Genomic DNA, 12,917 nt, shown 5'->3' on the forward strand with positions numbered 1-12,917 from the left:
GACCGTACCTTGTACAACTTGAACAGATGTTCAGCCCCCTACCGGGGCTCGCACCGCTTCACGCATGCGAAGTGAAACGGCGATCGGTGCCGGAGCTCAGCAATGACTCGCCGGGCAAGCCATGCCCCTCCCCGTCGACCACCTGTTTGATCAACCCGAGTTCGAGCAAGCTGGCCACCACCGAATGAGGAACTTCCGGTTCGCCCAACAACCCGGCAAGGTCAGCAAGCCTGGTGAAACCCGTCATCACCGACAGCAGGCGCCGGTCGGCTTCCGACAATTGGATACGACGAGCAATGAGCTCGCATTGACCGGCACGTGTGCGTTTGAACACGGCATCCGGGGCTAGCTTGGCGTCTAGATACGGCATGACACTTCCCTTTCATGCACCCCACCACGACAGAGGGGCCACTGCATCGTCTTACCGTAACACGCATGAAAAAACAGCGTATTGCACTCGCTCAATGAGCTTGTCATTCGGACGCACAGGAAAGACGACATGGCCCGTCCGGAGGGACTCGAACCCCCGACCTATTGCTTAGAAGGCAATTGCTCTATCCAGTTGAGCTACGGACGGCCAAGTGCAAGTTTAAAGGCATTACCCCTTGCCAGGCCGCCAGCGCGACAAGAGCAGTGCATTCGTGACCACACTCACCGAGCTGAAAGCCATGGCCGCCCCCGCCACCATCGGGTTGAGCCCGCCCATGGCTGCCAGGGGAATGCCGATCACGTTGTAGCCAAAGGCCCAGAACAGGTTCTGGTGAATCTTGCGTGTTGTCCGCCGGGAAATGTCGATGGCAGCCGGCACCAGCAACGGATCGCCTCGCATCAGCGTGATGCCGGCGGCATGCAAGGCCACATCGGTGCTGCCGTGCGGGTTGGCCATGGCCATGCCCACATCGGCAGCAGCCAGGGCCGGTGCATCGTTGAGACCATCGCCCACCATCGCCACCACGCGCCGCCCCTGCCCTTGCGGCGATTGCAAGGCCCGCACATGGTCGGCCTTGTCATTGGGCAAGACCTCGGCCACCACTTGCCGAATGCCGAGCGCCATCCCGACGGCTTCCGCCGCACCCCGGTTGTCACCCGATATCAGCACGGTTTCCAGGCCCATTTGCTGCAAGCGCGCCACCGCCTGCGCCGCATCTGGCTTGAGCTCATCGCCAAAGGCCAGCATGCCGATCACCGCAGGCGCTGCGCGCCCCTCGTCATGCCGCAACAGCCATGACACGGTAGCCCCCTGCCCTTGCAAGCGCTCTGCCAAAGAAAAGATCTCTTCGTGCACCGATGACTCGGGGTCTGGCCAGTCTGGACAGTTCTTCTGCAACCAGTGCCCGCTGCCCAGGCTCCAGACATTGGTGAACTGGCCCGGCAGTGCCACGCGCGCCTGCACCGCCTGCCCCGGCACAGCCTGCACCTCGCTGGCAACCCAGGCACCACGCTGCGACACTGGCACGTCAGCCAGCACGGCCTTGGCCAAGGGGTGCTCACTGCCGGACTGAATGGCCGCGGTGATCGCGCGGACCACATCCAGGCTCAAACCGGCATCTCCGGCCACGGCCCATTCGATCACCTTGGGTTGCCCGATCGTGAGGGTGCCGGTCTTGTCAAAGGCCACCACCTGGATACGGCATGCGGTCTCCAGCGCCTCAGGGTCCTTGATGAGGATGCCCTGCCTGGCGGCCGCCCCCGTTCCGGCCATGATGGCAGCTGGCGTGGCCAGCCCCAACGCACAGGGGCATGCGATCACCAGCACGGCCACGGCACGAATGAGTGCCACTTCGGCGGCCGAGCCAGCCAGCCACCAGCCCAGCCCTGTCAGCAAAGCCACCAGCAAGACCGTAGGGACGAAGATGGCCGACACCTTGTCGACCACGCGCTGAATGGGTGCCTTGACGGCCTGCGCGTCTGCCACGCGCCGGATGATCTGCGACAGCATCGTGTCGCCGCCAATGGCCTGTGCCACCATCACCAGACGACCTTCGCCATTGATGGCCCCACCGGTCAGTCGATCACCCGACTGCTTCGCTACGGGCAAGGGCTCGCCCGTGAGCATGGCTTCATCGACGTGGCTGCTGCCTTCCTGCACCACGCCATCGACGGCAATGCGCTCGCCTGGCCGCACCACCACGACATCGCCCACAAGCACCTGGGACAAAGGCACCTCCACCTCGCCTTGGGGACCCAGTCTGCAGACGGTATCGGGGCGCAGTGACTGCAAGGCACGGATGGCATCTGTGGTCTGCCGCTTGGCACGGGCTTCGAGCGCCTTGCCCAACAAGACCAGGGTGATCACCACGGCTGCGGACTCGAAATACAGCGGCACGCCACCATGCATGCCGGCCATGCCGTCGTCATGGGTCAGCCACAACCAGCATGACAGCCCATAGGCAGCCGATGTGCCCAGGGCCACCAATTGATCCATGTTGCCGCTACCGGCTCTCAGCGCTGCCCAACCGGCCTTGTAAAAACGCCAGCCCAACCCGAACTGCACGGGCGTGGCCAGGGCGAACTGTACCCAGGCCGGCCAGAAGTCATGTTGTCCCCACAGCATGGGCAGCACCAGCGGCACGCTGGCCACCAGCCCCAGGGTAACCGGCCCCCAGATCTGCCACCAGGACTGCTGCGCATCATCGAGCACCTTGTCGGGCGCCTGCACATGGGCCTCGTAGCCAGCTTTCTCGACTGCCGAGCACAGTGCATCGGCCATGTCGGCTTCACTTTCAGCGTCGCCCAGCGTGACCGCAGCGGTTTCGGTCGCATAGTTGACCTGAGCCTGGGCGACCCCGGGCACCTTGGACAAGGCTCGCTCCACACGGGCCACACACGCAGCGCAGGTCATGCCACGGATGGCGAGGGTGACATGAGCCCCCTCTTCTGTTGTGTCGGGAAAACGGTCCGCTGTCTGCGTGCTCATCATCAAAGCGCTATCGTGTCAGAGTTGACAGTATCCCTGACATCCCGAATCAGCCGACAAGCGCAAAGGAACAACCATGAGCAGCACTCAGCACCATCAACTGACCGTCAAAGGCATGTCCTGCCAGCACTGCGTGAAAGCTGTGACCCGGGCCATTCAGGACAAAGACCCCCAGGCTGGTGTCGAGGTCACCCTGCCGGAGGGCAAGGTATCGGTAGCCACCTCACTGGACCGCAACACGGTGGCGGCCTTGATCACCGAAGAGGGCTACGAAGTGCTGTCGTGATGGCAGGGGCCTGGCAGCCAAGCGTGAGACATCTCACAGATAACTGATAGTGCCCAGACATGGCTGTGTTACATGCGTTCACAGCCCGCCAACATGCCGTCACACCACGCCATGAAAGGGGTGTGACGCCTTTCACGACTCCATTCAGACAACAAAAAGCCCGCATGCTTTCACATGCGGGCTTTTGCTGGATATGGTCGGGGCGGTGGGATTCGAACTCACGACCCTCTGCTCCCAAAGCAGATGCGCTACCAGGCTGCGCTACGCCCCGAAGAAGCAAGAGTATAGCGCGACTTTGGACTTAATTTGCAGACGCTACGGTTGTGGTCGGGCACGTCGCAGAAACCCAACTGCTGGTCGAGCTCGAAGACATGTACACCTTGGAGCCGGCCGTCAGGCCCATGGCGGTCAGCACTGCTGTGGGCACGGTGCCGATACCGGAGAAGCTGGCCGTCCATTTTTTGGCCGAGCCCACCTTCAGCGAGCCAGACAAAGGACCGGTGTAGCCCAGCGGGTCCGTGCAAGTGCCCGAGAAGTAGGCAGCCGACGAAGTGGTCTTGGTCACCTTGAACGAGCAGTACGGGTTCATGGTCGACAAGGTGTTGAAGATCTTGGCCGGCGAATTGATGCTGGCCACATCCGTCGAGCCCAGACACACGGTGGCAATGCCCTTGGTCTTGGCAGCATTCAACGTGGATGTAGCCTGGGCCTGCATCGAAGTCGGCAGCGAATTGACCAGATCGGTCTGGGCCAGGGACAGCAGCGTCTGGGAGTTCTTGCCATTGAGCAGCAAGGTGTACTGCGAAGACCAGTTGCCGGTTGCGAGGGTGACCTGAGCATGCGCGGAACCCAAAAACAACACGGGTGCGGCGACAACAGTCAGACCGATCAGACGAGAAAACTTACACTTGTTCACGAGACGCTCCACACGAGGAAATGGGTTCAACGACACCCGGTGAGTGCATTTTTGAGGAGCCCCCGAGGATGTGCACACGGCCTCGTGTCCACATGTAACGCCAACAGATACGGATCTGCCCGCGCTATAAAGCAGTCATGACAACACTCCTGGAGCGTCCGGTCACCCTGTTTGGTGACGTCCTGCTGGCCATGGTCAGAGGCCTGAAAGGCGGATGGCGGTTCCGCCGCCAGGACTTCCTGCGGGTGCTGGCCGATGCCAGTGCAAGGGCCACCCTCATCGTTCTGATCGTCAACATCCTGGTCGGCGCCATCATCGCTTTCGTCGGCGCGGTTCAATTGATGAAGTTCGGGGCGGGCGTCTATGTGGCTGACCTGGTGGCCATCGCCATATCCCGCGAAATGGCTGCGGTCATCACTGCGGTCGTGATGTCGGGCCGAACGGGCGCCGCCTTTGCGGCCGAACTGGCCACCATGCAGGCCAACGAGGAAATCGATGCGCTGAAAGTGCTGGGGCTGGATCCGGTCGACTTTCTGGTGATGCCCCGCGTGCTGGCCCTCGTGCTGATGCTGCCCCTGCTCTATCTGTTTGCCTGCGTAGGTGGCCTGCTGGGCGGCTTCGCGGTCAGTGCCAGCCTGCTGCACCTGCCTTCTGCCGTCTACTTTGACCGCAGCCTGATGGCGCTGACCTACACCCACCTGGGGCTGGGCTTCTCCAAGAGCATCATCTTTGGTCTGTTGATCGCGATGGCAGGCTGCTACTACGGGCTCTTTGCAAAGCGCAATGCGGAAGGGGTCGGGCAGGCCACCACGCAAGCGGTGGTCACGGGCATCGTGGGCATCATTGCGCTGGACGCCGTGTTTGCCGTGTGTGCCAACGCCCTGGGAATCTGAACATGGCGATACTCAGCGTCAAAGACCTGCGACTGCAATACGGCGACACGCTGATTCAGGACAACATCAGCTTCGATCTGGAGCCCGGCACCATCATGGCCGTGATGGGCGGCAGCGGTTGTGGCAAAAGCACATTGATGAAGTCGCTCATCGGGCTGCTGGAGCCATCTGCGGGTCAGGTGTTCTACGAGGGGCAGGACTACTGGCTGGCCAGCGAAGCGCAACGCAACCAGTTGCGCGCGCACATGGGCGTGCTGTTCCAGAGTGCCGCGCTGTGGTCGTCGATGACCGTGCTGGAAAACGTGCTGCTGCCACTTGATCTGCAAGGGGCCCTGTCACCGACCGATCGTCAGGCCCATGCGCTGGAGGTATTGGGTTGGGTCGGCATGGCCGAAGCGGCGAGCAAATACCCATCGGACCTCAGCGGCGGCATGAAGAAGCGTGTGGGGCTGGCCCGCGCCATCGCTACCGGGCCGCGCCTGCTGTTTCTGGACGAGCCCTCAGCTGGGCTGGACCCGATCAGCTCCAGACGGCTTGACAACCTGATTCTCGACATCCGCGCCCGAACAGGCGCAGCCATCATCATCGTGACGCACGAGCTGCCCAGCATCTATGCCATTGCCGATGACGGGCTGTTTCTCGATGCGGACACCAAGCAACCCATCGCCAAGGGCCCACCGGCCGAATTGCGAGACACATCCACTCACCCCACCGTGCGGGCCTTCATGCACCGCGAGGAGATCACCACGCCATGAAACGCCACGCTTTTCTCGTTGGCGCCTTCGTTCTGCTGGCCTTGGTGCTTGCCGTGGCAGGCGTCATCACCCTGGGCAAAAGCAGTCTGTTTGCGACCCGCTACCAGGCTGTCGTCTACTTTGGCGGCAGCGTCAAAGGCTTGTATGTGGGCGCCCCGGTCACCTTCCGTGGCGTCAAGATGGGCGAGGTGACCCGCATTGGCGTGCAGGTTGACCCCAAGACGCTTGAAACGCGCATTCCGGTGCGCATGGCATTGAGCACCGAAACCCTGCAAATTGGCGCGGGTACGGCTGTTGACCAACCTATTGACTTGAATGCCCTCGTGCAGCGCGGACTGCGTGCCAAGTTGACCCTGCAGAGCGTGGTCACCGGGCAGACAGCGATCGAACTGGACTTCAAGCCCAATACGCCGGCCAACCTCTACGCCAAAGGGCAAAGCTCGCTCCCCGAAATCCCGACCATGCAAGACAAGCTGGATGCCCTGATCACCCAGGTGCAGGAGTTGCCGCTGGGGGAAATGGTCTCGGAACTGCGCAAGACAGTGGCCACCCTGGACCAGACACTGAAAGTGACCCAACAGGCGTTGCAAAGCAGCAGCAAGCAGTTTGATGCGACGGCCGTAGAGGTGCGCAACACCCTGACGACTGCCACGACCTCCTTGCAGGCACTGCAAGGCCAAACCAACACCACTCTGGCATCCATCCAGCAGCTGTCGGACACCACCCGACAGACGGTGATCCAGGTCCAGCCTGAACTGGTCAAAACGCTGGAGAAGGCGAACCAGGCTGCCGCCTCGGCCGAGCGCGCGATGCAGTCGCTATCGGATCTGACGGGCTCCAGTTCGCCCCTGCGCGCCGACCTTGAAGGCGCCGCCTCCGACCTGGCCATTTCGGCCCGCAGCCTGCGCTCGTTTGCCGATCAGGTCGAGCAACAACCCAATGCCGTGATCTTCGGAAGGAAGAACTGATGATGCGCCGCCCTCTGCTCTGCCTGCTTCTGCCCCTGGCGCTGGCTGGCTGTGCCAGCGCACCGCCTGCCACCACCCTCCTGGCGCTACCCAGCCTGTCTGCACCCACGACCTCCACCACTGCGCCCGCCACACCGCTGTGGGCCGTACGCCGGGTGAAGATTCCGGAATACCTGCAAGCCACACAGGTGCGTTACCGCGATACCGACAGCACCCTGGCCGAATGGCCACAGGCCCGCTGGGCAGAGCGGCTGGAGATCGGCCTGAGCCGCCACCTGCTGCAAAGCCTGCAAGCTCAACTGGGCACCGGTGCGGTGTGCGAGTCCGTATGCAGCACGTCTGCGGATGGGGGCGAGCTGGTGGTCGATTACCTCAGTCTGGATTACCGGCCTGCCACCGGCATGCTGCAAGCCCAGGTCAGCTGGCGGCTGATCCCTGCCGCGGCGGGCAAGGCACCACGGTCCGGTCAGCTGCAGCTGAGCGAGGCCGTGAACCCCGCATCAGCCGCAGGGCAAGCAGCCGCCATGGGCCGGCTGAACGCAGCCCTGGCCCAACAGCTGGCGGCACTGATGCGATTTTGATCGCAGCGCCGAAGCGGGTCAGCCCACCCGCCTCAGTGGCTGAGCTGGGTCCACACCTTTTCCAGCCGCTTGACACTGACCGGCTGAGGCGTGCGCAACTCCTGCGCGAACAGGCTGACGCGCAACTCCTCCAGCATCCAGCGGAACTCGTCCAGTCGCGCGTCATGCGTGCCTTTCAACTCGGCCAAGCGGCGTGTGTAGCGCTGGTCCAGCGGTTTCAGCTCGGCCAGACGCTGCGCATCACGCGCCGGGTCGCCCTTGAGCTTGTCAAGCCGCAGGGTGATGGCCTTCAGGTACCGCGGAAAGTGCTGCAACTGCGTGTAGCTGGTCTGCACCACAAAACGCTTGGGCACGAGACGCTGCAACTGCGCCGCAATGTCGTCGGCCACATCTTTGGGTGGGCGGGCATCCTTGAGCTTGCGCGCCGCCGCAGCGTATTCAACCAGCACGGTGCCAGCCAGACGGGCCACTTCCTGGGCAATGAGGTTCAGGCGTGTGCGCCCCTCTTCCAGCCGGGCCTTGAAGTGGGCAGCATCGGTCGGCAAGGGCTCGCTAAGGTAGGCTCTGTCCAGCGCCACCTCGATGATCTGCTCGCGTAACTCTTCTGCTGTGCCAAGGGCCATGTAGGCCATCGCCATCTTCTGCAGATCAGGGATGTTCTTTTCCAGGTACTTGAGCGGCTCGCGGATCTGCAAGGCCACCAGGCGACGCAAACCGGCACGGTGCTTGGCTGCAGCCACATCAGGCTCGTCGAACACCTCGATCTCGACGTGTTGCCCCTTGTCGATCAGGGCCGGAAAACCGATCAGGGTGTGTCCGCCACGCTGGATTTCCATCAGCTCCGGTAGCTCGCCAAAGGTCCAGTCTGTCAGCGGCTGGGCGGCAGCGGCCTTGCGCTCTGACCCTTGGTGTACCCCACCGGCATCACCTTTGGGCGAGGCCTTGCGAACCTGCACCGCAGACGATGGTGCGGTTGTGGTGGCCGCAGGCTCACCGCCCTGCACCACTTCCTTGGCCTTGAGTGCTGCCAGGGCCTGAAAAGCCCCGCGAGCCTGCGACCCCAGTTCGGCCTTCAATGCAGCCAGATTGCGCCCCATGCCCAACTGGCGCCCATGTTCGTCGACCACCCGGTAGTTCATGAACAGGTGCGGCGACAGCATGTCGAGCTTGAAGTCGTTGCGCTTGACATCCAGCTGGGTCTTGTCGCGCACGGCCTTGAGCAAGGCGTCCATGAGGCTGCCCTGGCCAAATTCGGCCAACTCGACAAAGGACTCGGCATAGTCCGGCAAGGGCACCAGGCGCGCCCGTGGCTTCTGGTGCAGGCTCTTGACCAGCGCCAGCACCTTGTCCTTGAGCATGCCAGGCACCAGCCACTCGCCACGCTCTTCGCTGACCTGATTGAGGGCGTAGATGGGCACGGTCACCGTCACCCCGTCTCGCGCATCGCCGGGCTCATGCAGGTAGGTGGCGCCGCAGTCGACGCCACCGAGGCGTATCACCTTCGGGAAGGCGCTGCTGGTGATGCCAGCCGCTTCATGGCGCATCAGCTCGTCGCGGCTCAGGTAGAGCAGCTTCGGGTTCTCTCTGCCAGCGTGGCGATACCACTTCTCGAAGCTGTGACCGCTCATCACCTCCGGCGGAATCTGGGCGTCGTAGAAGGCGTAGATCAGCTCGTCGTCTACCAGCACGTCCTGGCGGCGCGACTTGTGTTCCAACTGCTCGACCTGGCCAATCAGCTTGCGGTTGTGGGCCAGGAAAGGCAGACGGGTTTCCCACTCCTGCCCGACAAGCGCCTCACGGATGAAGATCTCGCGGGCCTCTCGGGCATTGACCAGCCCGTAGTTGACGCGCTTGTTGTTGTAGATGACCAGCCCATAGAGCGTGGCCCGCTCCAGCGCCACCACCTCGGCTGCTTTCTTTTCCCAGTGCGGCTCAAGCAACTGCTTCTTGAGCAAATGCCCACCCATCAGCACCAGCCAGGGCTGCTCGATGGTGGCGATGCCGCGCCCATACAGGCGGGTGGTTTCGACCAGTTCAGCAGCCAGTATCCAGCGGCCTGGCCGCTTGCTCAGGTTGGCGCCGGGGTGCTTCCAGAACTTGATGCCGCGGGCGCCCAGGTACCAGTCTTCGTCGTCGCTCTTGCAGCCCACATTGCCCAACAGGCCCGACAGCAGCGACAGATGGATCTGCTCGTAGGTGGCTGGCGCGCCGTTGAGGCGCCAACTGTGCTCTGCCACGACGGTGTGCAGCTGGGAGTAGACATCGCGCCACTCGCGCACGCGTCGTGGGTTGATGAAGTTGTCTCGCAAGAGCTGCTCGTACTTGCGGTTGCTGAGCTTGTGCTTGTCGCCCTCACCAGCTGCGTGCTGCCCATGGCCGCCACGTGACTGGTCCAGCCATTGCCACAGCTTGATGGTGCCCATGAATTCCGACTTTTCATCGTCGAACTGCTTGTGCTTCTGATCCGCCTGCTGCTGTTGCTCGATGGGCCGGTCGCGCACATCCTGCACACTCAGGGACGCTGCAATCACCAGCACCTCGGCCAGGGCCTGACGGTCCTTGGCTTCCAGGATCATGCGGCCGACACGGGGGTCCAGCGGCAACCGCGCCAGCGATTGGCCCAATTCGGTGATCTCGTTGTTGTCGTCAACCGCACCGAGCTCGTTGAGCAACTGATAGCCGTCCGCAATGGCCTTGCGCAGGGGCGGCTCGATGAAGGGGAAGTCCTCGACCGAGCCCAGATGCAGCGACTTCATCCGCAAAATGACGCCTGCCAGCGAAGAACGCAGGATTTCCGGGTCCGTGAAACGGGGGCGGCCGTTGAAGTCTTTCTCGTCGTACAAACGGATGCAGATGCCGTTGGCCACCCGCCCGCAACGCCCCGCGCGCTGGTTGGCAGCCGCCTGGCTGATGGGCTCCACCTGCAACTGCTCGACCTTGTTGCGGAAGCTGTAGCGCTTGACACGGGCCAGACCCGCATCGATCACATAGCGGATGCCGGGCACCGTCAGCGAGGTCTCTGCCACATTGGTGGCCAGCACGATGCGCTTGGGGCCACCGGTCTGGAACACACGGTCTTGCTCCTGCTGGCTCAGTCGGGCAAACAAGGGCAGCACCTCCGCCACCGTGCGGTGCTCCGCCAGGTGCTTGCGCAGGTGGTCTGCCGCTTCGCGGATTTCGCGTTCACCCGGCAAGAACACCAGGATGTCGCCTGAGCCCTCGCGCCAGAGTTCGTCCACTCCGTCGGTGATGGCCTCGTTCAAACCATATTCGCGGCTGTCCTCGAAGGGACGATAGCGCTGCTCGACCGGGTACAGCCGGCCCGACACCATGATGACGGGCGCCGGCCCCTTGGCCGAGGCAAAGTGCTGCGCAAAGCGGTCGGCATCGATCGTGGCCGACGTGACAATGATCTTCAGGTCTGGCCGACGCGGCAGCAACTGGCGCAGATAGCCCAGCAGGAAGTCGATGTTGAGGCTGCGCTCGTGTGCCTCATCGATGATCAGGGTGTCATAGGCCCGCAGATCGGGGTCGCCCTGGGTTTCGGCCAGCAAGATGCCATCGGTCATCAGCTTGACGCTGGCGCCCGGCTGCAGGCGGTCCTGGAAGCGCACCTTGTAGCCCACCACATCACCCAGCGGGCTGTTGAGCTCTTCGGCAATGCGCTTGGCCACGCTGGACGCCGCGATCCGGCGTGGCTGGGTGTGACCGATCAGCTTGGGTCGCAGGTGCCGGGGCGCCTTCGGGTCGCGTGGTTGGCCCCAGCCGCCTCGGCCCATGGCCAGGGCAATCTTGGGCAATTGCGTGGTCTTGCCCGAGCCGGTTTCCCCGCAGACGATGATGACCTGATGCTCGCGCAAGGCGGCTTCGATCTCTTGGCGCTTGCCGCTGACGGGCAAGGATTCCGGAAAGGTGATGGCTGGCACAGACACGGGGAAAGACACGAGGGGAAACGAAACCCAAAGGTGCCACATTATCCAGGGCCGCACGCCACCTTGCTGCCTACCCCGTCATCTGACCGAGCACCACCGCCATGCATTTTCAAGAATACGTTCAATTCGACGCCCTGGGCCTGGCCGATCTGGTCCGCCGGGGTGAGGTGCACCCATCCGAATTGCTGGCCCTGGCGATGCAGCGCGCCGACGCCGTCCAGCCGGTACTCAACCCCATCGTCATGCGGATGGACGAGATCGCCCGCCAACGCTGCACCGAAGGGTTTGAGACTCACCAGCCTTTTGCGGGCGTGCCCTTTCTGGTGAAGGATCTGTTCCAGGACTACGCCGGCCTGCCGTCTTCGTTTGGCAGCCAGGCCATGCGGCAGATTCCCGCCCCTCAACACGCCGACGTGGTTCGCCGCTGGCTGGACGCGGGCGTGGTGATCTTCGGCAAGACCAATACCCCCGAGTTCGGGGCGCGCAACGTCACCGAGCCCAAGGCCTTCGGGCCAACCCGCAACCCATGGGACCCGCTCCGCACGCCAGGCGGGTCTTCCGGTGGCTCGGCATCGGCGGTGGCGGCTGGTGTGGTCCCCATGGCGGGGGCCAACGACGGCGGCGGCTCCATCCGCATTCCCGCAGCAGCCTGTGGGCTGTTCGGATTCAAGGCCGGCCGCGGCCGCATTCCCTCCGGCCCCCTGATGGCCGAAGGCATGAATGGGGCCGTGGTGCAGGGCGTGGTGTCGCGCAGCGTGCAAGACACTGCCGCGATGCTGGACGTGCTGCAGGGGCCTGAAGCCCATGCCCCTTACTACATGGCACCGCCCGAACAGCCCTACCTGAGCACCATGCGGACCGCGCCCGGACGTCTGCGCATCGGCTTCAGCACGGCTTCGCCCACCGGCACCCCGGTTGACCCACAGGCCATCGCGGCAGTGCAAGACGCTGCACGGCTCCTCGAATCCCTGGGGCATCACGTCGAAGAAGTCGACACTCCCTTCGACGGCGTGGCGCTGGCCGAAGACTTCCTCACCGCCTGGTTTTGCGTGCAGGCCATGATGGTCGACTCGATCTGCGAGCTCACCGGGGTAAGGGTATCGGACTTTGAACCCGACACCCGCCTGATGGCCGCGCTGGGCCGCAGCATGTCCGCACTGAAACTGCTGCGCTGCGAGGGCCGCTGGAATGACCACAACATCCGCCTGGCCCAGTTCCACAGCCAGTTCGACATGTGGCTGTCGCCCACCCTGAGCGCCCCGCCCCTGAAGGTGGGCGAACTCGACACCCCCTGGGTGCTCAACGCTGTCAGTGACCTCGTGACGCGCCTGGGGCTGGCGGGCATGCTGCGCGAAGCACCGGCATTCAAGCGGACCATCCTGCAAAACCTGGGGTGGACGCCCTACACCCAGTTGGCCAACCTCACCGGCCGCCCGGCCATGTCCGTCCCCCTGTACTGGACCCCAGATGGCCTGCCACTGGGCGTGCAATTCGTTGCTGGCCTCAACGGCGAAGCCCGCCTGTTGCAGTTGGCCCATCAGCTTGAAACGGCCCGCCCCTGGTTCGACAAACGCCCCGCGGTCAACACATAGTCAATTCTTGGGCAATCTCGCATCAAGTCTGCCCCGGTGGGGCCGACAACCCGGAAGGCCCCCAGCCGTAAGGTCTG

10 protein-coding genes and 2 tRNA genes are annotated in these 12,917 nt (G+C 63.4%); 6 read left to right on the forward strand and 6 right to left on the reverse strand.

What is annotated here, in order from left to right; all coding sequences use genetic code 11:
* Window positions 1–58: 58 nt before the first annotated feature.
* The 3 genes from ACE3PH_RS13935 to ACE3PH_RS13945 all read right to left on the reverse strand — a co-directional run bounded on the left by ACE3PH_RS13935 (window position 59) and on the right by ACE3PH_RS13945 (window position 2,917).
* Window positions 59–370 carry a hypothetical protein gene (locus ACE3PH_RS13935; RefSeq protein ID WP_374320092.1) on the reverse strand — a complete coding sequence of 104 codons (312 nt, stop codon included), beginning with the start codon at window positions 368–370 and terminating at the stop codon, window positions 59–61.
* A 130-nt stretch (window positions 371–500) separates the two neighbouring features.
* A tRNA-Arg gene (locus tag ACE3PH_RS13940) sits at window positions 501–577 on the reverse strand.
* Between the two features lie 21 nt (window positions 578–598).
* Entirely contained in the window at window positions 599–2,917 is a 2,319-nt protein-coding gene (locus ACE3PH_RS13945) for a heavy metal translocating P-type ATPase (protein WP_374320231.1), read from the reverse strand.
* A gap of 76 nt (window positions 2,918–2,993) precedes the next feature.
* Between ACE3PH_RS13945 and ACE3PH_RS13950 the strand changes: the two genes are divergently transcribed.
* On the forward strand, window positions 2,994–3,203 hold the full coding sequence (locus ACE3PH_RS13950; protein WP_374320094.1) for a heavy-metal-associated domain-containing protein: 210 nt from the start codon (window positions 2,994–2,996) through the stop codon (window positions 3,201–3,203).
* Window positions 3,204–3,397: 194 nt separating this feature from the next.
* Here ACE3PH_RS13950 and ACE3PH_RS13955 read toward each other — a convergent pair.
* Together ACE3PH_RS13955 and ACE3PH_RS13960 are read right to left on the reverse strand one after the other, a co-directional pair.
* A tRNA-Pro gene (locus tag ACE3PH_RS13955) sits at window positions 3,398–3,474 on the reverse strand.
* Window positions 3,475–3,504: 30 nt separating this feature from the next.
* Complete coding sequence (locus ACE3PH_RS13960; protein WP_374320097.1) at window positions 3,505–4,119, reverse strand: hypothetical protein; 615 nt, start codon at window positions 4,117–4,119, stop codon at window positions 3,505–3,507.
* A 137-nt stretch (window positions 4,120–4,256) separates the two neighbouring features.
* Here ACE3PH_RS13960 and ACE3PH_RS13965 point away from each other — a divergent pair, with 137 nt between their 5' ends.
* Genes ACE3PH_RS13965 through ACE3PH_RS13980 form a run of 4 tightly spaced genes read left to right on the forward strand, consistent with a single transcriptional unit; the run spans window position 4,257 to window position 7,316 of the window.
* On the forward strand, window positions 4,257–5,012 hold the full coding sequence (locus ACE3PH_RS13965) for an MlaE family ABC transporter permease (RefSeq protein ID WP_374320100.1): 756 nt from the start codon (window positions 4,257–4,259) through the stop codon (window positions 5,010–5,012).
* A gap of 2 nt (window positions 5,013–5,014) precedes the next feature.
* Window positions 5,015–5,767 carry an ABC transporter ATP-binding protein gene (locus ACE3PH_RS13970; RefSeq protein WP_374320102.1) on the forward strand — a complete coding sequence of 251 codons (753 nt, stop codon included), beginning with the start codon at window positions 5,015–5,017 and terminating at the stop codon, window positions 5,765–5,767.
* Window positions 5,764–6,735: an MlaD family protein gene (locus ACE3PH_RS13975; protein WP_374320104.1), complete on the forward strand. Its 972-nt coding sequence runs from the start codon at window positions 5,764–5,766 to the stop codon at window positions 6,733–6,735. The genes ACE3PH_RS13970 and ACE3PH_RS13975 overlap by 4 nt, the downstream gene beginning before the upstream one ends.
* On the forward strand, window positions 6,735–7,316 hold the full coding sequence (locus ACE3PH_RS13980; RefSeq protein ID WP_374320107.1) for a membrane integrity-associated transporter subunit PqiC: 582 nt from the start codon (window positions 6,735–6,737) through the stop codon (window positions 7,314–7,316). Before ACE3PH_RS13975 ends, ACE3PH_RS13980 begins: the two co-directional genes overlap by 1 nt.
* Before the next feature lie 32 nt (window positions 7,317–7,348).
* On the opposite strand, the gene hrpA is transcribed toward ACE3PH_RS13980, so the two are convergent.
* Window positions 7,349–11,260, reverse strand: a complete 3,912-nt coding sequence (gene hrpA / locus ACE3PH_RS13985) for an ATP-dependent RNA helicase HrpA (protein WP_374320110.1) — start codon at window positions 11,258–11,260, stop codon at window positions 7,349–7,351.
* An 89-nt stretch (window positions 11,261–11,349) separates the two neighbouring features.
* Here hrpA and ACE3PH_RS13990 point away from each other — a divergent pair, with 89 nt between their 5' ends.
* Window positions 11,350–12,840 (forward strand): amidase, encoded by a 1,491-nt coding sequence (locus ACE3PH_RS13990; RefSeq protein WP_374320112.1) that lies wholly within the window; start codon window positions 11,350–11,352, stop codon window positions 12,838–12,840.
* Window positions 12,841–12,917: the final 77 nt, after the last annotated feature.

This window comes from Aquabacterium sp. (assembly GCF_041909175.1).
In the GTDB taxonomy this organism is placed as follows: Bacteria; Pseudomonadota; Gammaproteobacteria; order Burkholderiales; family Burkholderiaceae_C; genus Aquabacterium.

Excerpts from the sequence above, each read along its gene's own strand:
- ACE3PH_RS13935 (WP_374320092.1), bottom strand. The coding sequence starts at position 370 with ATGCCGTATCTAGACGCCAAGCTAGCCCCGGATGCCGTGTTCAAACGC.
- ACE3PH_RS13945 (WP_374320231.1), bottom strand. The coding sequence starts at position 2,917 with ATGAGCACGCAGACAGCGGACCGTTTTCCCGACACAACAGAAGAGGGG.
- ACE3PH_RS13950 (WP_374320094.1), top strand. The coding sequence starts at position 2,994 with ATGAGCAGCACTCAGCACCATCAACTGACCGTCAAAGGCATGTCCTGC.
- ACE3PH_RS13965 (WP_374320100.1), top strand. The coding sequence starts at position 4,257 with ATGACAACACTCCTGGAGCGTCCGGTCACCCTGTTTGGTGACGTCCTG.
- ACE3PH_RS13970 (WP_374320102.1), top strand. The coding sequence starts at position 5,015 with ATGGCGATACTCAGCGTCAAAGACCTGCGACTGCAATACGGCGACACG.
- ACE3PH_RS13975 (WP_374320104.1), top strand. The coding sequence starts at position 5,764 with ATGAAACGCCACGCTTTTCTCGTTGGCGCCTTCGTTCTGCTGGCCTTG.
- ACE3PH_RS13980 (WP_374320107.1), top strand. The coding sequence starts at position 6,735 with ATGATGCGCCGCCCTCTGCTCTGCCTGCTTCTGCCCCTGGCGCTGGCT.
- ACE3PH_RS13990 (WP_374320112.1), top strand. The coding sequence starts at position 11,350 with ATGCATTTTCAAGAATACGTTCAATTCGACGCCCTGGGCCTGGCCGAT.